Source organism: uncultured Algoriphagus sp. (assembly GCF_963974835.1).
GTDB lineage: Bacteria > Bacteroidota > Bacteroidia > Cytophagales > Cyclobacteriaceae > Algoriphagus.
On record NZ_CAXBET010000001.1, the window covers coordinates 887,831 to 907,029 of the forward strand.

Sequence of the window (19,199 nt, forward strand, 5' to 3'; positions counted from 1 at the left end):
GCTTAAAAGCGTTTCGTTCTATTTCGTCTATAATCTTCAAAAATCAGGTCGCCAAGCCCTTTCAAGCTGCTGTAGTAGGCATTCCCATTATTCACTTTGGTAAATTCTTTCACAAACTCCTTCAGATAAGGATCTGAAGCAATCATAAAAGTCGTCACCGGTATTTTAAGCTTTCGACATTGGGCGGCGAGTTTCAGCGTTTCGCTCAGAATCTTACTATCTATCCCAAAAGCATTTTTGTAATATTTGATTCCGACTTTTAGGCAAGTCGGTTTGCCATCGGTGATCATGAAAATCTGCTTATTTGGATTTTTCCTTCTTCGAAGTAAATCCATGGCTAATTCAAGCCCAGCTACAGTATTTGTATGATATGGCCCAACTTGCAGATAAGGCAAATCTTTGATCTCAATCTGCCATGCATCATTTCCGAAAACAATTATATCCAAAGTGTCTTTTGGATAGCGGGTTTTAATCAATTCTGCCAAAGCCATAGCTACTTTTTTCGCAGGGGTGATTCTGTCCTCGCCATATAAAATCATGGAATGGGAAATATCGATCATCAACACTGTGGAAGTTTGTGAGCGAAATTCATTTTCCGCCACTTCCAAATCCCCCTCTGTTAATAAGTAATCCCCAGAAAACCCATGGTTGGCCTGCGCATTCCGCAGTGAATCCGTCAATGCAATCTGATCCAGATTATCCCCAAATTCATAAGCTCTGCGATCAGTACCCCGTTCATCTCCTTGTCCAGAATGAGTGGTTTTATGCTGACCCGATTTTCCTCGCTTGAGCTTACCGAAAATCTCTTCCAAAGCTGACTTGCGTATGGTCTGCTCGGCTTTTCCAGTGATTTTGAATTCACCTTTTTGATTTTCCTCGGTTAGATAGCCTTTGCTTTTAAGGTCTTCAATAAAATCTCCAATGCCATAATTTGGATTGGTCATTTGGTAGCGATTATCCAGATTGGTAAGCCAACTCAAGGCTTCAGCTACATCACCGCCAGTCATGGTGACGAGTTGCAAAAATATATTCAGTAGATTCTCGAACGTATTCTTCTCAGGATCCTGAGTGGGTACGAACTGAGTAAATCGAAATCCTTTCATAGTAGCTGTAACAGATGAAGTGGCTGATGAGTTTAATTGAAAACAGAAAAGTTTTATCAAGTAAGGAATAGTTTAAGAATATCACTCAGTTGTTTGGTGTCGATGCTATAGTATAAAAGTGATTGTAAAATTAAATACTTGGAGATTTCAACACTTTACACTTAATCCCTTTCCCTTAACTTTACCGAATGACCCTAGCCGAAAAAAGCGCCTCAATTATCAAATCCACCGCCAAACGGCTGGGCTTTGACTTTTGCGGGATAGCGAAAGCGGGTTTTTTGGAAGAGGAAGCTCCGAGACTGGAAGACTGGCTTAACCGAAATTACAACGGTGAAATGGGTTATCTGGCCAACCACTTTGACAAGCGACTTGATCCTACCAAACTCGTGGAAGGTGCTAAATCGGTGGTTTCTTTGGTTTATAATTATTATCCAAAGGATGAATTGCCAAGAGGTAACTCCGACATCAAGCTCGCCAAATACGCCTACGGAGAGGATTATCACTTTGTGATTCGAGACAAACTCAATGAATTTCTGGAAACCCTACGTGATGAAATCGGTGAAATCGACGGTCGTGGTTTTGTGGATTCCGCTCCCGTCATGGAGCGACAATGGGCACAAAAAGCTGGACTTGGCTGGCTTGGTAAAAACAGTCTTTTATTGAATAAACAACAAGGTAGTTTCTTCTTCCTTGCAGAACTCATCATTGATTTAGAGGTGACTCCCGATTCTCCCCTTGCCAAGGATTACTGCGGTACTTGCACCGCTTGCATCGATGCTTGTCCCACAGATGCGATTGTGGAAAATGGAGTCATTGACGGTTCCCGATGCATTTCTTACTTGACGATTGAACTGAAAGATGCGATACCAAGTGAATTCAAAGGTCAAATGGAAAATTGGGCTTTCGGCTGCGATATCTGTCAGGATGTCTGTCCATGGAATCGCTTTTCCAAGCCTCATCAAGAACCTAGGTTTGCTCCTAGTGCTGAGCTAAAAGATATCTCTAAGGCTGATTGGAAAGAAATCACCCAAGAAACTTTTCGAAAGGTTTTTAAAAAATCGGCAGTAAAGCGCACTAAACTTGCTGGACTAAAAAGAAATGTCGACTTTCTTAATTCCAAATAAAAAGAACCGAGTTTTTTATGAGCCCTCAAACTCCAAATTTTAAATCTGTTCAAAAGCTTTTCAAACCTAAAAAGAAGAAAAAAAACAATACTCACAAGGTAGGTTTACCTCCAGGTGCTTTGATTTACACTGGAGAGAAAAAGCTGGATAAGGTATTAATCAATATCATCACGTACGATGAGAGGGATCTATATGAAGAATCTATTCATCTGGACCAGCTTGAGGAGCATCTAAAGCTAAAGAAGAAAGTATTATGGATAGATATCATCGGTTTGCATGATGTAGAATTGCTGGAGAAAATCGGGTTGCTCTTTGGGATACATAAGCTAACTATGGAGGATATTCTGAATGTGGACCAGCGCCCGAAAATGGAAGCTTTCGAAGATTATCTTTTTGCAGCCATGAAGATGATCCAATGTGAATCACCAGAAGCGCCTATAGACGATGAGCAAGTCAGCTTTGTATTGAAAGATGGAATTCTTCTGACTTTTCAGGAGAAAAAAGGAGATGTATTTGATTTTGTCCGTAGTAGGCTTACAGACCCAAAGCGAGCAATACGGCAACGGAAGGCAGATTATTTGCTTTATGCGCTACTTGATGCCGTGATTGACAATTACTTCATCGTAATGGAAAATGTGGGCGAGCGAATTGAAAATTTGGAGTCACAAGCGATGACTTCTCCGGGAAATGAAACGCTTAATTCTCTATATGTCCAAAGAAGGGAAATGATGGATCTTCGCCGTACGGTCTATCCGCTTCGTGAAGTAATTGGATCTTTTGACAAATATGCGGACGATAAAATCAGTCCCGAAACCAGGCCTTTTATTCGGGATCTTTATGAAAACACTATTCAGGTCATTGAGACTATGGAAGTGTTCAGGGATATGTCATCGGGGGTACTAGATCTTTATATGAATAGTCTTTCCAACCGCATGAATAACATCATGAAAGTGCTGACTATTATCTCCACGATCTTTATTCCGCTGAGTTTTGTAGCAGGAGTCTATGGGATGAACTTTGACAATATGCCCGAGCTTCACTATAAATATGGATATTTTATTGTCATTGCCGGAATGACAGCAGCGGTGATCGGAATGCTTATTTTCTTTAGAAAGAAAAATTGGCTTTAGTCTATTGAAGTTTCATTATCACTTTCTTTTCGCCGTTTTTCAGCAGCAATTGTCCGCCGGCTTGTTGAAAATACCGTACTGACTTCATTGTTTCCAGGAATTTATTTTCGAAAGCGGTATTCGGACAAGCCATTCTTGTGGCTCCAACTTCACCAAACTTCAACGTGTTTTTCTTACCGATTTCGTAAGGAGCAAAAATTCTATTACATCCTCCGGATCCACTTACGCGCTGATCATCCGCATCAAAGATTAAATTGGCATCACTGGCCAAGCCTGAAGTCTGAACTGGAACTCCCAAAATTTCTACTAGAGTCCATTGTTTGTTTTCCCATTTAGAATCCGGGAATGATTTGGAGCTACAGGAAGCGAGTGAAAAAATTAAGAAAATATATAATATGTTCTTCATAGTTGGTTCAGTTTAGTTCTTTAATTTAGGCAGAAACCAAGCCAAGATTTCAAAGATCAAGATTTAGAATGCTTTCAAACTGATATCCATGCTTTGAACTGAATGGGTTAACGCACCCATGGATATAAAATCCACTCCACATTCGGCTACGTCTACCAATGTCTCTTCTGTAATACCTCCTGAAGCTTCAGTTTTAAAATTGTCCCCAACCATCTCTACCGCTTTTCTCATGGTGGCATAGTCCATATTATCCAACATTATAAAATCAATGCCTCCAATCTCAATCACTTCGGCCACTTCTTCAAGATTTCTGGTTTCTACTTCAATCTTTAAGTCAAGGTTGTTCTCTTTAAGGTAGGCTTTGGTCTGCGCAATTGCAGCTTCAATTCCGCCTGCGAAGTCCACATGATTATCTTTTAGCATCACCATATCATAGAGCGCAAATCGATGGTTTACACCTCCGCCGATATGAACGGCCCACTTTTCCATTAACCTGAAATTTGGAGTGGTTTTTCGCGTATCCATCAGCCGGGCTTTTGTGTGTAGGATTTTCTCTGTGAGACGATGGGTCAAGGTGGCTATTCCGGACATCCTTTGCATACAGTTCAAAACCAGTCGTTCTGAAGATAAAATGGATGCGGATGGCCCGCTTACAATAAGTCCTATATCTCCGAATTTCACCTCATCTCCGTCTTTTACAAGCAATTCTACTTGAAGATTTGAGTCAAAAGTCTTGAAAATTTTCTCCGCCAATTCAACTCCGGCAATGATTCCATTACCCTTGATAAGTAATTTTGCGTGGCCGGTTTTACCTGATGGAATAGCTGAAAGTGAAGAATAATCACCTGGGCCAATATCCTCGGCAAAGGCAGACTCAATAAAAGTGGAAATTGCTTCTTCTGAGAGATAGGATGGTTTCATGCCCAAAAATAGGGATTTGAAGCTCCCGCAGCGGCGCAAAAGGGCAAATTTCTTTTGTTTGATCGAAAGATTAAATTTCTATAATACTTTCAATATCGACTGCTCAAACTCATTTTTTAAGGGAAGTCTCAGTATATAAAGTGATTAAAAAACCGTACATCCACTTTTAAAAATAATTTGATTGGCAAAAGGACCGCTGAGTATTGAAATTCTCAGCCTTTCACAAATTCCAGACTATAGATTTTAAAATCAGCAGCTTGTTGGGACACTTTTATAAATACCTTAAACATCCCCTGACCAGTCTGATAATCACCGATATAAGAGCTCATGCTTGGATTGGTTTCACTGCGAAAAACAAGGTTAAATCCTGTGGGTGGATTTTTCTTAAAAAAATCTTTTAAAACCAGTTCTGCCTGATTTTTGGAATAATCTCCTTGTAATCCGTTGACATTTAAGGACAAACTGGAATCGAAAAATTTGGCTAAGTCACTGCTTGAGCCACTGTCAATGGCAGAAATAACCGTTTCGATGGAATTTAACGTATCGATCCTTCCCGTCTCAGGAGATTGGAAAAACAAGAAAATTGAAACGATTAAACTTAATACTGAGGTCATTGCCCATGCTAGGCAAATACTACGCCAAAAAAGGAATCATGTTCTACGTTTTTTAGTTTACCAAATTGCTTCCCTTTGAAGTTTTGTCTAATCGGGATTTCGGGACTACTTTGCTCTGAATTATAATATATTTGTGGTATGGATAAGAAAGTACTTTTAATGATTTTGGATGGTTGGGGAATCGCCACCAATCCCTCAGTTTCTGCTATTGATAAAGCCAAAACACCTTTTGTTGATAGCCTTTACACCAAATATCCACACGCTAAATTGGAAGCTTCCGGTCTCGCAGTAGGTTTGCCGGAAGGCCAAATGGGCAATTCCGAGGTTGGTCACATGAACATCGGTGCCGGTCGTGTAGTCTATCAGGATTTGGTGAAAATAAACCTTGCTGTTGAAAATGGAGAATTAAACGCTCACCCTGTTTTGGAAGCTGCTTTTGCCAAAGCTAAAGCTTCCAAAAGGAAAGTCCACTTCATGGGATTACTTTCTGATGGTGGTGTTCACGCACATATTTCCCACCTAAAAGGTCTTTGTGATGCGGCAAAATTTCACGGAATGGATGATGTATTTATACATGCTTTCACAGATGGAAGAGATACTGATCCGAAAGGCGGTATAGGTTATCTGGAAGATCTTCAAGCTCATTTGACTCATTCTGCTGGGAAGATAGCTTCAGTAGTAGGTAGGTATTATGCCATGGACAGAGACAATCGTTGGGAGCGAGTGAAGCTAGCATACGATGCGATGGTAAAAGGCGAAGGTGAGAAGTCCAAAGACATCATAGCCGCCATGAAGAAATCTTACGAGAATAATGTCACTGACGAATTTATCCGCCCAATCATCCATGTTGGTTCTGATAATAAACCTCTGGCAACCATACAAGATGGTGATTTGGTGATTTGCTTCAACTTCCGTACTGACCGCGGTAGAGAAATTTCTCAGGCACTTACCCAGCGCGATTACGAGGATTTCAATATGAAAAAGCTAAATGTTGATTATGTCACCTTCACAAATTACGATGCGACGTTCAAAGGAGTAGAAGTACTTTTTGAAAAAGACAACCTTAATAATACTCTGGGAGAAGTTCTGGAAGGAGCGAATAAAAAGCAGATCAGAATTGCCGAAACGGAGAAATATCCACACGTTACCTTCTTCTTTTCTGGAGGAAGGGAAAAGGAATTTATTGGAGAGAGTAGATTGCTTTGTCCCTCACCAAAAGTTGCCACATATGATCTCAAGCCGGAAATGAGTGCTTTTGAAATTGCATCTAAAATCAATGGAGAGCTGAAAAAGAAAAGTGCTGATTTCATCTGCCTAAACTTTGCCAATGCAGATATGGTCGGCCATACCGGTGACTTTGATGCTGCAGTAAAAGCTTGTGAAGCAGTAGATGCATGCGCAGACAGTGTGATCACCACTGCTTTGGCAAATGACTATACGATCATCGTCATAGCAGATCATGGTAATAGTGACATGATGATCAATGAAGACGGCACACCAAATACGGCCCATACCACCAACTTGGTACCATGTATTATGGTAGACAAAAATGACAAGCTTACCATTACCGACGGAAAATTAGGAGATTTGGCTCCAACCATTCTAAAATTGATGGGAATAGAAAAGCCGGAAGATATGACTGGAAATATTTTATTGACTTAATGAAGCAGATTAAAGGTTTTTCCTTCGGGATTCTCTTTCTGGCCATTTTTGGGCTATTTTCTTGTGTGGATGAGTCTGTAAACACTTTTGAAAAACTTCCCTATTTCGATCTAAAAGGATTCATAGAAATGAAAATCCAAGAAATTGATAGCGTCAACGTGATCAAAGTTTCTAGGATTCAAGGGCAGGAAAATAAAGTTGAGTCAACCTTTTCCACAAAGGATTGGGAAGAGGAGTTCAGCGTTTTTACAGAAGCAGATATTAACAAGACCTCTTTAATTAAGTCTTATGATACCAAGGTGGACAAGGCCACATTGACTCATGAGCTTTTCCCCAATTCTAAAGGCAAGGTGAAATACATCAAGGTTACGTATTTCGAGGACAAGGTGAGTTCTGTATCTATCAAGATCGCAGAGGATAATATGTTTTATAGCTCTACTACGCTGGGAGAAATTTACATGAATAATTCCACCAAATTAATTGATCATTATTCTATAGAGACGACTCAGAAGATTTGGTTTATGGATGCTAACAATATGAGAATTCAGGGTGTGCTTGGCCCTAAGAAATAAAATTGGATAGCATAAAACATTAAAAGGCAAGAATAGAAGGATACTCTAATTCTTGCCTTTTTTCTTTATCTATTTGTCAAACATAGGTGGTCGCTTGGCTTGCCAATCACTTGCTGACTGGATCAAATGCCCAAGCATAACCAATTTCTCTTCCTCGAAAAGATTCGCCAATAAGGTGATGGAAGTAGGAGAGCCTTGCTCATTGAATCCATTTGGAAGGCAGAGTGCCGGATGTCCTGTAAGATTGGTGATCTGCAGCTGCTGACCTCCAAAGCTAGGAGTGACGATCACATCATAATCCTTCATGATCTCATGCATTTCCTGAATTAGGATGGTCCTTTGTCTGGCTGCCTGAACATACTCCACGGCTGGAATAAATCTTGCAGCCCGAAATGTATTAGGCCAGGCATTTTTATGCTGTGCTACCAGTTGATCATCCCAACCTAGTCTTGTCAGTTCATCGAATGCTGCCGCCCCTTCAACCGAAAGCATAATTTGAATTGCTCTAGGATTTACAGAAGTTTTCAATTCAACAGGATGAAGTTCAAATCCCTGATTTCTCAGAAGTTCAAGTACGTCGTTGTTGTTTTGAGAGCCCGAGCCATCACCTTCAAAGAAAGAATTGAAGTAGCCAACTTTTAGTTTTTTTACATCCGTTTTAGACGAGTAATTAAATGAAGATTTAATAGTGCTGGCATCCATAGGGTCTTCTCCATTTATTACCGATAAGACTATCCCATCATCCAAAGCAGATCTCGATATCGGACCGATTTTATCCATAGACCAGCTCAAGGCCATTGCGCCGTTTTTGCTTACTCGGCCGTAAGTTGGGCGCAGCCCAGTTACGCCATTTCTAGTGGAAGGAGATACGATTGATCCCAGTGTTTCAGTGCCAATAGCGAAAGGGACCAGTCCAGCGCTTACTGCCGAGGCAGATCCGGCCGATGAACCACTGGAACCTTGGGTTAGATTCCATGGATTTTTTGTCACGCCACCATACCAGACATCCCCCATCGCGAGAGCACCAAGAGTGAATTTCCCTACCAATACTCCGCCAGCATCATTCAATTTATTTACTACAGTTGCCGTCATATCGATCTCCTGATCTTTGAATGGCATAGCGCCCCACGTGGTCTTCGTACCTTCTACTGCCAACAGATCTTTAATGCCGTAAGGGATTCCATGCAGTGGACCTCGATAATTTCCGGCTGCTAATTCAGCATCCATTGCTCTAGCTTTTTCCAACGCAGAATCCTCCAATAATGAAATAAGGCATTGAAGTGTATCTGAATATGTTTTGATCCGATCAAGATATATGGTGGTAAGTCGTTCGCTTGAAATTTTCCTAGACTTGATCAAAACGGAAAGCTCATGAACAGGTAAATAGGCGATATCTGATTCCTTCTCAGGAAGGTCAACTTCTGTTGGCAATCCCCAATTAAGTGGTTGCTGGTTTTGATCAGGCTGAAATCCCGCAGGTAGGGGGTTGAAAACCAGTGAAGGCGCCACAGAGTTATCTATTGAAACTTCCCTCAAAGACTCATATCTGCTCCTCTGATTTTCCAAAGAGCCAATCATGCTATCTTTTTCCGCAGGAGAGAATGACAAGCCAAAAATCTCGGATGCGCCTTCTATAGAGTTAGGAGTGATTTCACCTGAGTTTTTTCCAATTGTAAACCCCAGAAGCAAACAGGCCGCAGCGCCGATTAGTATAAAAGACTGTGATGAAACTGTGTTTTTTAATTCCATTGAATAGTTTTGTAGTAAAGTGATTCAAGCAGGTAACCGCTAATCCAATATCCAAGTTAATCAACCCATGGACGAAAACCCTTCCTTTCCTGTATTCCCTATGCATTTTCGTGGAATTCTTCTCCTTGCTGGAATGTACACACTTGCTTGGTCAGCTATAATTAGACTGGTGGGAAGCTCACTTATGGAATGGCTTGCCGATGGCAATGCAGTAATTGAGTCCTTGCCCGTGAATTATTATGGAGGATTGGGGATTTTAGTTGGTTTGATGATTTTTTTTAGCGCTTTTTATCCCATCAGTTGGGTATACCTGATCATAGCAGGTATTACAGGAAAAATAATTCTTGCCATTTGGTTTGGGCTTGATTTTGTATCTGCGCTTGGTTGGAATAAAAGAACTGCTTTTATGTTGATTTTCAATGAAATACTCTGGTTAATTCCTTTGATAGTAGTGTTTCTTCGCGCCTTACAGGTGAAAAATTATCTCTTAGATCAGGGTGAAATGATTGATTAAAAAAATACACTTCGTAATTTTTTCATTCAAATAATAACTTTTTCCAGAACGGATAAAAAAAAAGGCTGACAAATTGATGTCAGCCTTATGGTTGATTGGTGGTAAATAAGGATTAGGTCACTAGAATAAGGATCAATAAAATAATGATAATGGCACCTACGGAAATATAAACTCCTCCACCTGCACGCTTAGCTTCTTCTTTCATATCCTTCAACTCCATACGGACATCTTTCTTTTCTTCTTTGCTCATGGTACTAAAATCCATAGCCTTGATTTCATCGACTCTTGCTTCTATCTCAGCGAGTCTCTCTTTTTGAGCTTCTGTCAATTCAGTTTTGCCTTTTTTTGAATTATCATCATTTGCAGAGGCAGCGACAAGCAGTTGCGTCGAAGCAAATAGGGCTAGAATGGCGAATAGTTTTTTCATAAGTTATGTTAATTTATGGTCTGTGGATTCCTCCATCCAAAATTGCCGCCAAAGACTGTCAAGAAGCTTTGATAAGCCTGGATTTTGGCAAGCTCCTAGCCAAAATTTTGTACCTTAGGCGTCTATATTACACTTGGCCTATTACCAAAAATTATCATAAAATGTCTCAAAAACAGCCCTGTAAGCTTTTTTTACTTGATGCCATGGCGCTTATCTATAGAGCGCATTTTGCCTTTAGCAAAAACCCAAGAATAAATTCTAAAGGATTGAATACCGGGGTAATGCTGGGGTTCACCAACACACTTCTTGAAGTGATAGAGAAGGAAAAACCTACCCACATTGGGGTGGCATTCGATACGCAGGCACCAACTTTCAGACATGTGCAGTTTGAGGCCTATAAGTCAAATCGTCAAGAACAACCTGAAGATATTGCAGTTGGTATCCCTTGGGTTAAGGAAATTGTGAAGGCATTCAATATCCCGATATTGGAATTGGACGGGTATGAGGCTGATGATATCATCGGCACCTTGGCAAAGCAGGCAGAGAAGGAAAACTTCACCGTTTACATGATGACACCGGATAAGGATTATGGTCAACTTGTGGACGACCATATTTTCCTATACAAACCATCCTTTATGGGGAATGGTGTGGATATCATGGGGCCAAAAGAGATCTGTGCAAAATGGGATATTGAGCATGTAGATCAGGTTCGGGATATACTTGGCCTAATGGGGGATGCAGTAGATAATATTCCCGGAATACCTGGAATTGGCCAAAAAACAGCTGTAAAACTTTTAAAAACCTATGGCACAGTCGAGGAATTGTTGAAAAATACGGCAGATCTCAAGGGCAAGCAAAAGGAGAATGTGGAGACTTTTGCTGCACAAGGCCTTCTTTCCAAAGAACTCGCGACCATCAAGTGCGACGTCCCAATAGTATATGTGAAAGAACATTTGGAATATGAGGGAATTGATGAGGAAAAAGTGCGCGCAATTTTCACAGAACTGGAATTCAGGACACTTGCTTCCAGGGTTTTCAAGGGAACGGACAAGAAGGGAGCAATTCAGAAAAATGAGCAACTAGGACTATTTGGCGAAGCTCCTTCCTCCACTTCTTCAGCTACTACGCAAATTGAATTTGAAGAAGAATCAGTAAACCTAGTCGAGCAAAAAGCTCCTGACACTATTCACAGCAACATCCAAAATTATCATAAAGTCAAAGGAGAAGCCGAAATCTTGGAGCTAGTTGAGTATTTAGAGATTCAAAAAGAGCTTTGCTTTGATACGGAGACTACATCTGTAAATCCTATGGAAGCTGAATTGGTTGGGATTTCATTTGCTTATGTTTCCGGTGAAGCATACTACCTCCCTTGTCCTGAAAGTAGAGAGGAAACTTTAAAAATTCTGGAATTACTGAAGCCGGTATTTGAAAATGAAAGCATTTTAAAAGTAGGGCAAAATATCAAATACGATATTTTGGTATTGAAAAATTACTATGTTGAAGTCAAAGGCGTGCTGTATGACACGATGCTTGCACATTATCTGATCGATGCCGATGGGAAGCATTCCATGGATTGGCTGGCAAAGCAATACCTGAATTATGAACCTGTTTCCATCACAGAATTGATTGGCAAAAAAGGTAAAAATCAGGGCAATATGCGTGATGTGGAAGAAGATGAAGTTACAGCTTACGCTTCTGAAGATGCAGATATTACCTTGAGATTGAAAGCAGAATTTGATCCCTTGCTGAAGGAAAATAACCTGGAAAAACTTTTTGGTGAGGTAGAAAACCCCCTGATTCCTGTACTCGCGGATATGGAATTTGAAGGGGTGCGGATTGATATGGATAGTCTTGCAGAAATGTCCCTTTTGTTGGAAAAAGAAAGTAAGGAGATCGAGAACACAGTCTATGAAATGGCAGGAGTTCGCTTCAATCTAGCTTCACCAAAGCAACTGGGGGAAGTACTTTTTGATAAACTAAAACTCGATCCTAAAGCAAAAAAGACAAAAAGCGGCCAATATGCTACTGGCGAAGAAGTGTTGAGCAAGTTGGCAAATGAGCACGAAATCATCCAAAACATTCTGGATTTCCGCCAAATGGTAAAATTGAAATCGACCTATGTAGATGCTCTTCCTACGATGATCAATTCCAAAACAGGCCGTGTTCATACGACTTACAATCAGTTTGTGGCAGCGACAGGCCGCCTTTCTTCCATCAATCCAAACCTTCAGAACATTCCTATCCGAACTCAAAGAGGGCGTGAGATTCGTAAGGCTTTTGTGCCTCGAGATGAAAACCACATCCTTTTGGCAGCGGATTATTCCCAGATCGAATTGAGAATCATGGCATCCTTCTCAGGTGATGAATCTATGATTGAGGCATTCCGAACGGGGCGGGATATTCATGCAACTACTGCGGCAAAGATCTTTCAAGTGCCGCTTGAAGAAGTAACTTCTGATATGCGTAGAAAAGCCAAAACAGCCAATTTTGGGATTATTTACGGTATTTCTGCTTTCGGACTTTCGCAGAGACTTTCTATTCCACGAGGAGAGGCCAAGGAAATTATAGATTCTTATTTCAAGGAATTCCCAGCAGTGAAAGAATACATGGATGGCGCAATCGAAAAGGCCAAAACTCACGAATACGTGGAAACTATCCTCGGTCGTCGTAGATATCTCCGTGATATCAATAGCCGAAATGCTACCATGCGTGGCTTTGCGGAGCGAAATGCGATTAACGCACCAATCCAAGGATCTGCTGCTGATCTTATCAAAGTTGCTATGATCGATGTGCATAAATGGATGAAAAAGGAAAAACTGAAGTCCAAAATGATCCTTCAGGTGCATGATGAATTGGTCTTTGATGCGCACAAGGATGAAGTGGAAATTCTAAAAGCCAACATTCCTGGACTTATGTCCAACGCTATCAAAATGGCCGTGCCAGTAGAAGTAGAGGTTGGAACAGGCACGGATTGGCTGAAGGCGCACTGATTTGAGTACAAAGTACCAAGCAGTTCGATGCTCATCAATAAAAATAAAGACAATTGACTAACTGATTTGATCTCTGAGGTTCTTTAAATCTCGTAAATCGTATTTCGTAATTCTTAACTCCACATGGCCAAAATAAAAACAACATTCTTCTGTCAAAACTGCGGTGCACAAAGTCCCAAATGGCTTGGGAAATGCCCTGCTTGCGGGGAATGGAATACCTATGTGGAAGAAGTGATCCAAAAGGAGGAATCAGGGAAAGGTTCTTGGAAGACACCAACATCAGGTACCAAAAAAGCAAGTGTTCCAAAGAAAATCCAGGAAGTTAATTACGAGGAGCAACCACGATATGTAACTGGAGATGCCGAGCTTGATCGGGTTTTAGGCGGAGGGATCGTACCCGGTTCGCTGGTTCTGATAGGAGGCGAACCTGGAATAGGCAAGTCAACCTTGATGCTTCAGATTGCCTTGATCCTAAAAAATAAGAAAATCCTTTACGTCTCCGGTGAGGAAAGCGAGGCTCAAATCAAGATGCGTGCAGATCGTATGTCTGCAAAAAACCCTGAATGCTACGTACTTTCTGAAACAAATACTCAGCAAATTTTCCAGCAAATAGAAGCGCTAAAGCCTGATTTGCTGATAATAGATTCCATCCAAACATTGACTTCTCAATATGTGGAATCAGCCGCTGGGTCAGTTTCTCAGGTTCGGGAATGTACTGCCGAACTCATGAAATTTGCCAAGGAAACCGGATCTCCAGTTTTCCTGATTGGACATATTACCAAAGACGGATCTATCGCAGGACCAAAGGTGCTGGAACACATGGTAGATACGGTTTTACAGTTCGAAGGAGATAGACACATGAGCTATAGAATCCTGCGGACTTCCAAAAACCGCTTTGGTTCAACTCGTGAACTTGGAATCTACGAGATGAGGGTAGAAGGTCTTCGTCCTGTAGCGAATCCTTCGGAAATCCTATTGACGCAAAGAGAAGAAGTCTTGAACGGTGTGGCCATAGGTGCCATGATGGAAGGAAACCGCCCATTGCTAATAGAAATACAGTCTCTTGTCAGTCCTGCTACATATGGTACACCACAACGAAGCAGTACAGGTCACGATGCCAAGCGCTTGAATATGTTACTGGCAGTTTTGGAAAAGCGAGGCGGAATGCGACTTGGGCAGCAAGATGTTTTTTTAAATGTCGCTGGAGGACTAAGAGTGGATGATCCTGCTTTGGACTTGGCAGTTTGTGCATCCTTGATTTCAAGCTACGAAGACACACCTGTATCTGAGCAGATTTGCTTTGCGGCAGAAGTTGGTTTGGGAGGAGAAATAAGGGCGGTTCACCGCATCGAAAACCGAATTGCAGAAGCTGAGAAATTAGGCTTCAAAAAAATCATTGTATCAAAATACGCCGTGAAAGGCTTAGATCTTGATAAATATAAAATAGAAGTAATGCCAGTTAGTAAACTGGAGGAGGTTTATCAAAAGATTTTTTAGAGAGAATAATCTTAAAAATTAAGTGGTCTGTGATTGTACAGACCACTTTAAGAATACCTACTTAATCGTCAGCTTTTTAAACTCCCGGGTCAAATTCGTCAGCGACTCCTCCACTCCCATTCTTTCCAAAGAGGAAGCACCAACAAATCCTTGGACATCTGCTTTTTCCAAAACTTCACGGACGTCTTCTGGTGTGTTGATCGGACCACCATGTGCCAAAAAGAATAAATCAGGATTTACAGCTTTGGCTGCAGCAACGATTTCATTTGTCCTCGCAACTGCCTCATCCATGCTACAGCTCGCTCCAGTTACACCAATGGAGCCTCCTACAGTTGTTCCCACATGAGAGATAATTGCATCGGCACCAGCTTCTGCCATCTGTCTTGCGTCTTCAGGTGAAGCCACGTATACGATAGAAAACAGATCCATTTTATTGGCTATTCTTACCATTTCTACTTCTTTGTCGAAGCCCATGCCGGTTTCTTCCAAAACCTGACGGAAATGCCCGTCCACAATGGAATGTGTTGGGAAATTATTGATGCCCGAAAAACCCATTTCTTTCACTTTCAGCAAATGATGCCACATGCGTCTTCTCGGGTCAGAACCATGAACACCACAGATCACTGGAATCTCTTCTACCACAGGGAGTACCTCAAATTCGCCTATTTCCATAGCTACTGCATTGGCATCACCATAGGCCATTAAACCGGCAGTTGATCCGTGTCCTGACATACGGAATCTACCGGAATTGTAGATAATCAGTAGATCAGCTCCACCTTTTTCTATGAATTTGGCGGAAATACCGGTACCTGCTCCCGCAGCGATAATGGCTTTTTTCTGAGCTAAAGTTTCTTTAAGTCTATCTCTTACTTCCTGTCTGGTGTAGGGATTTCCCTTTCCTGTCCATGGATTTGGCATATTTTTTACTTTTATGGTTTGTCTTTTTTAATAACCGCGGAGCACACAGAGTTTTCCGCAGAGGACGCAATTAGCGAGTATTTTCGGGCTGAACTTCAGCCCCAGTTTGTATGGATATAGACCGTGATGTCCGAGGTTGTCCTGCTTCTCCAGAAGCAGTAAATGTTACTAATTTTTATTCTCTTAATCTCCAATCTCTCTTCTCTAATATTTCATCATCTCCATCAACGTTTCCACCGCTTTCTCAGCAAATTCTTTTTCATTGATATGTAAAGGCAAGTTTATAAAAGCGATATCCGAATTCAAATTCTTTTCGATTGAATCTGAAAGTATCTGGTTTACGGCTGGATTATAAAATACATTTCCTTCTGAATCTATTTGGGAAAGGCCTCTTTCCGGAAAAAGAACAGCTGTTGGGCCTGTGGCATGATTTAGTTTTTTGGCTAGGATCTCACCTAGTATTTGATTTTCCTTGGCATTAGTTCGTATTAGGGTTACTGTTGGTACCCAGCTATACAATTGACGATTTTTGTATTTATCCGGTACAGACTCCATGGTGCCAAAGTTGACCATGTCCATGCATCCCGGTACCACTACTTGCGGAATTCCCAATTTCCCAGCAGCTTCCAACCTTTGTCCACCTGCACTACAGACACCTGCACAAAGATCGTCAGCCAATTCTGTGGTGGTAATATCCAAAACTCCTGCAAAGCAACCTTCGAGCACAAGGCTTTCCATTGCTTTTCCACCCAAACCATTAGCATGAAAAGTCATCACTTCATAGCCTTTAGCCTCCAGCAAATCCGTGCAAAAACCTACACAAACGCTAGTGTTACCAAACATGCTGATGGCAATGCGCTTAGAAGTAGTAGATTTATCGAAAACCTCCACACCGCACATTGCTACTATTGCGGCAGCTGCTTGCTGGATAATTGGTTTGATGATACTATTCAATGCCGCTACATCTACCACGGAAGGCATCATCACAATGTCCTTCGCCCCAATCTGCTCAGAAAGATCCTTGCTGGCCAAAGTAGAAATACAGATTTTCGGTAAACCCAGAGGTAGGTTTTGCATGGACTTCAGCGTAACATAAGTTCCGCTACCTCCACCCATACCGATTACTGCATCAAATTTCTTCTGCTTATAAAGCTCCTCCAATATTTCTGATGATCCCCGCCCCATGATTTCCATGGCATAGCCACGGTCATTTTTACTTCGAATATCTTCTAGATTTCCTCCGCCAGTTTCAGAGACTTTAGTTGCCTCCACATCTATTGGAAATAGCGTGGTCGAACCCATGGCACCTACATTAACCGTAACCACTTCTGCTCCTTGTGCCAATAGACAGTCTCGTAGAAAAGAGAAGATTTCCCCTTTCGTATCGAAGCAGCCGAGCATAAGGATTGTAGGTTTTTGGGTCATGGTTTGTGGTAGTATTTATATTGTCTTTTGCCATGGTTTGTGTCCTCACAAACCATAAATCGTGGTGGTCCGTGAGACACAGACCTTGGCTTTGCTAAACCTTTCGATTTCGAGACTCTCGTCTCTCAAGTGCTCAAGGTAACAAGCTATTGTAGTTTCCTCAGAGGCTGTCAGGTTGAGCGAAGTCGAAACCTTCCAACTTATATCAGTTCAATTCTAGAAATTTAAAGCTCCCTTTCTTCACTTCCAAAAGATCCGCTTCGTTTCCATCCTCCTTAAATTCCAATTCAATCAAAGCCGTTTTCCTGGGAGATACCTTCTCATCCGAATTATGAGTGTGTAGCACGTATCGAAATTTCCCTTTTGAATCGAAGAAAAAATCTCCATGCCCGGAACCGTTGATTCCTGCATCGCTTTTGTCAAAAATAGGATTTGTAGGACTTTTTCTCCAAGGTCCCATCGGACTTTCACTTACCGCATAGCCGACAGCGTAGTCTGGATTTCTGAAATCATTAGCGGAGTAAATAAAGTAATACAATCCCTCATGCTTAATAATCGCTGGACCTTCAGATACTGTCCAATCCACATTTTGAGTATTTTCCCAAGGTTCTTCCGCATGGAAGCAGTAGGTCAAGGTTTCTTCTTTAATACCTGAAAAATCATCCTTTAATTCCGCAACAAACAATCGATTTCCCTCAGTCAAACGTACGTGGTACATGTACTTTTTCCCGTCATCATCAATGAAAATGTAAGGATCAATCTGCTTCACAGGCGCTTCCAGATCTTTCTTTTCTGCTTGGGTAAATGGCCCTAACGGACTATCTGAAGTTGCGATTGCAATGTGTTCATTGGCAGTGTAAGCCATATAAAACTTCCCTTCGTACTCGAAAACCTGAGGTGCCCAAAAACCAATATCTCCATAGGATTCGCCTTTTTTGAGCGCATAGCCATCGCTTTTCTCAGATCGGTTCCATGATTTCAGGTTTTTGGAAACATACACTTCAAAACCCAAATTCTTGTCATTTCCACTGGTACCATAGAGATAATAGGTGCCATCATGATAGAAAATAGTTGGGTCTGCAAGAAGAATAGGGCTTTTCTCAGGAGATGAAAAAAGGCTCAGGCTAAACCAAAATGCTATAAAAAGGATATGGGTAACGTTCATAGTTTGATGGATTATTGGGTTTTTAAAAGCTGTTACACATCAGTCTTTGTCTCACAGACAGAAATTGGTTGAGTGGTCTGTGAGGACACAGACCACGGAGGTATAGTCAGGCTGAGCGAAGTCGAAGCCTCTTTTATTCAAAATGACTCTTATAAAAAGCTAGTCCTTCCCTAGCCAATGCATCGGGACTTTCAGCTAAAGGTCTCCAAATGCAAGTAGCTTTTGCCATTTCCTTTGATACAGCACCGAAGGTTTCAATCACAATCGCACCCTCGTAGCCTATTTCCTCCAAAGCATCTTTGATCTCATCCCAGGCAAGATTCCCTGTCCCTGGAGTTCCGCGGTCACTTTCATTCCCCTGCACATGGCAAAGCAAGTCCTTGCCAACTTTACGGATGGATGCAGCAATATTTTTCTCTTCAATATTATTGTGGAAGGTATCCAGCTGGATTTTCAACCAAGGAGAGTCCACAGCTTTTACAATCTCCAATGCCTGATCTACGGTATTGACCATATCACTTTCAAAGCGATTAAGAGGTTCCAACCCCAGCGTTATTCCAAATTCCTCCGCAGTTTGACAGGCTTTTTTCAAGTTATCCACACACCAATCGAATTCCTGCTTTTTCTGATCAGCAGAAATAGAGCGAAGCTTTCCCACCGCAGAATAAAGCGGACCGCCGAATAATGGGCTACCCATTTTCGCAGCGATCTTGATGGAATCTTCGATGTATTTCAAACCATTTGCACGAATGTCAGGATCCTCACTGGAAATATCCCGGTCTGCTCCGAATGCTCCGCTGATACTTACTTGCAATCCAAGTTCGTCCGTGAGTTTTTTCAGTGCATCCCAATCCACCAACTCTTTGTCTTCCACAGGGACCTCGATGATATCGAAGCCCATCTCCTTCACTTTATGCACAAGGTCAAAAGAATGGGTATCGAAAGGCGATACCCATAAAAATGTACTTACTCCAAATTGCAT

Annotated in this window: 17 protein-coding genes; 7 read left to right on the top strand and 10 right to left on the bottom strand. The window is 41.5% G+C overall.

The features are described from left to right. Nucleotides 1-2: 2 nt before the first annotated feature. Nucleotides 3-1,103 (bottom strand): VWA domain-containing protein, encoded by a 1,101-nt coding sequence (locus AACZ73_RS03985; RefSeq protein ID WP_339875605.1) that lies wholly within the window; start codon nt 1,101-1,103, stop codon nt 3-5. A gap of 188 nt (nt 1,104-1,291) precedes the next feature. Between AACZ73_RS03985 and queG the strand changes: the two genes are divergently transcribed. Further along, nucleotides 1,292-2,227 (top strand): tRNA epoxyqueuosine(34) reductase QueG, encoded by a 936-nt coding sequence (queG, locus tag AACZ73_RS03990; protein WP_339875607.1) that lies wholly within the window; start codon nt 1,292-1,294, stop codon nt 2,225-2,227. A 17-nt stretch (nt 2,228-2,244) separates the two neighbouring features. Next, complete coding sequence (corA, locus tag AACZ73_RS03995; protein ID WP_339875609.1) at nt 2,245-3,357, top strand: magnesium/cobalt transporter CorA; 1,113 nt, start codon at nt 2,245-2,247, stop codon at nt 3,355-3,357. A gap of 1 nt (nt 3,358) precedes the next feature. Here corA and AACZ73_RS04000 read toward each other — a convergent pair whose 3' ends face one another. The 3 genes from AACZ73_RS04000 to AACZ73_RS04010 form a co-directional block, all read right to left on the bottom strand. Beyond that, nucleotides 3,359-3,763 (bottom strand): META domain-containing protein, encoded by a 405-nt coding sequence (locus tag AACZ73_RS04000; protein WP_339875610.1) that lies wholly within the window; start codon nt 3,761-3,763, stop codon nt 3,359-3,361. Nucleotides 3,764-3,826: 63 nt separating this feature from the next. Continuing rightward, nucleotides 3,827-4,684, bottom strand: a complete 858-nt coding sequence (gene nadC, locus AACZ73_RS04005) for a carboxylating nicotinate-nucleotide diphosphorylase (protein WP_339875612.1) — start codon at nt 4,682-4,684, stop codon at nt 3,827-3,829. A 212-nt stretch (nt 4,685-4,896) separates the two neighbouring features. Further along, complete coding sequence (locus tag AACZ73_RS04010; protein WP_339875613.1) at nt 4,897-5,298, bottom strand: DUF4783 domain-containing protein; 402 nt, start codon at nt 5,296-5,298, stop codon at nt 4,897-4,899. 138 nt (nt 5,299-5,436) lie between these two features. Here AACZ73_RS04010 and gpmI point away from each other — a divergent pair, with 138 nt between their 5' ends. Beyond that, nucleotides 5,437-6,960: a 2,3-bisphosphoglycerate-independent phosphoglycerate mutase gene (gene gpmI, locus AACZ73_RS04015; RefSeq protein WP_339875615.1), complete on the top strand. Its 1,524-nt coding sequence runs from the start codon at nt 5,437-5,439 to the stop codon at nt 6,958-6,960. Continuing rightward, nucleotides 6,960-7,532 (top strand): hypothetical protein, encoded by a 573-nt coding sequence (locus tag AACZ73_RS04020; RefSeq protein WP_339875616.1) that lies wholly within the window; start codon nt 6,960-6,962, stop codon nt 7,530-7,532. The genes gpmI and AACZ73_RS04020 overlap by 1 nt, the downstream gene beginning before the upstream one ends. A gap of 69 nt (nt 7,533-7,601) precedes the next feature. Here the strand turns inward: AACZ73_RS04020 and AACZ73_RS04025 are convergent, their stop codons facing one another. Next, on the bottom strand, nt 7,602-9,281 hold the full coding sequence (locus AACZ73_RS04025; protein ID WP_339875617.1) for an amidase: 1,680 nt from the start codon (nt 9,279-9,281) through the stop codon (nt 7,602-7,604). Nucleotides 9,282-9,348: 67 nt separating this feature from the next. On the opposite strand from AACZ73_RS04025, the gene AACZ73_RS04030 reads away from it, so the two are divergent. Further along, nucleotides 9,349-9,795 carry a hypothetical protein gene (locus AACZ73_RS04030; protein ID WP_339875619.1) on the top strand — a complete coding sequence of 149 codons (447 nt, stop codon included), beginning with the start codon at nt 9,349-9,351 and terminating at the stop codon, nt 9,793-9,795. Between the two features lie 112 nt (nt 9,796-9,907). Here the strand turns inward: AACZ73_RS04030 and AACZ73_RS04035 are convergent, their stop codons facing one another. After that, a complete protein-coding gene (locus tag AACZ73_RS04035) occupies nt 9,908-10,222 on the bottom strand; it encodes a hypothetical protein (protein ID WP_339875621.1) in 315 nt (104 codons plus the stop codon). Between the two features lie 161 nt (nt 10,223-10,383). Between AACZ73_RS04035 and polA the strand changes: the two genes are divergently transcribed. After that, nucleotides 10,384-13,212, top strand: a complete 2,829-nt coding sequence (gene polA / locus AACZ73_RS04040) for a DNA polymerase I (RefSeq protein ID WP_339875623.1) — start codon at nt 10,384-10,386, stop codon at nt 13,210-13,212. Between the two features lie 123 nt (nt 13,213-13,335). Next, nucleotides 13,336-14,709, top strand: a complete 1,374-nt coding sequence (radA, locus tag AACZ73_RS04045) for a DNA repair protein RadA (protein ID WP_339875625.1) — start codon at nt 13,336-13,338, stop codon at nt 14,707-14,709. A 57-nt stretch (nt 14,710-14,766) separates the two neighbouring features. On the opposite strand, the gene AACZ73_RS04050 is transcribed toward radA, so the two are convergent. The 4 genes from AACZ73_RS04050 to AACZ73_RS04065 all read right to left on the bottom strand — a co-directional run bounded on the left by AACZ73_RS04050 (nt 14,767) and on the right by AACZ73_RS04065 (nt 19,199). Next, a complete protein-coding gene (locus tag AACZ73_RS04050) occupies nt 14,767-15,627 on the bottom strand; it encodes a phosphoenolpyruvate hydrolase family protein (protein WP_339875627.1) in 861 nt (286 codons plus the stop codon). Nucleotides 15,628-15,831: 204 nt separating this feature from the next. After that, on the bottom strand, nt 15,832-17,052 hold the full coding sequence (locus tag AACZ73_RS04055) for a Tm-1-like ATP-binding domain-containing protein (RefSeq protein WP_339875628.1): 1,221 nt from the start codon (nt 17,050-17,052) through the stop codon (nt 15,832-15,834). A 205-nt stretch (nt 17,053-17,257) separates the two neighbouring features. Continuing rightward, nucleotides 17,258-18,217, bottom strand: a complete 960-nt coding sequence (locus AACZ73_RS04060) for a glycoside hydrolase family 43 protein (protein ID WP_339875629.1) — start codon at nt 18,215-18,217, stop codon at nt 17,258-17,260. Between the two features lie 133 nt (nt 18,218-18,350). Beyond that, a complete protein-coding gene (locus tag AACZ73_RS04065; RefSeq protein ID WP_339875631.1) occupies nt 18,351-19,199 on the bottom strand; it encodes a sugar phosphate isomerase/epimerase family protein in 849 nt (282 codons plus the stop codon).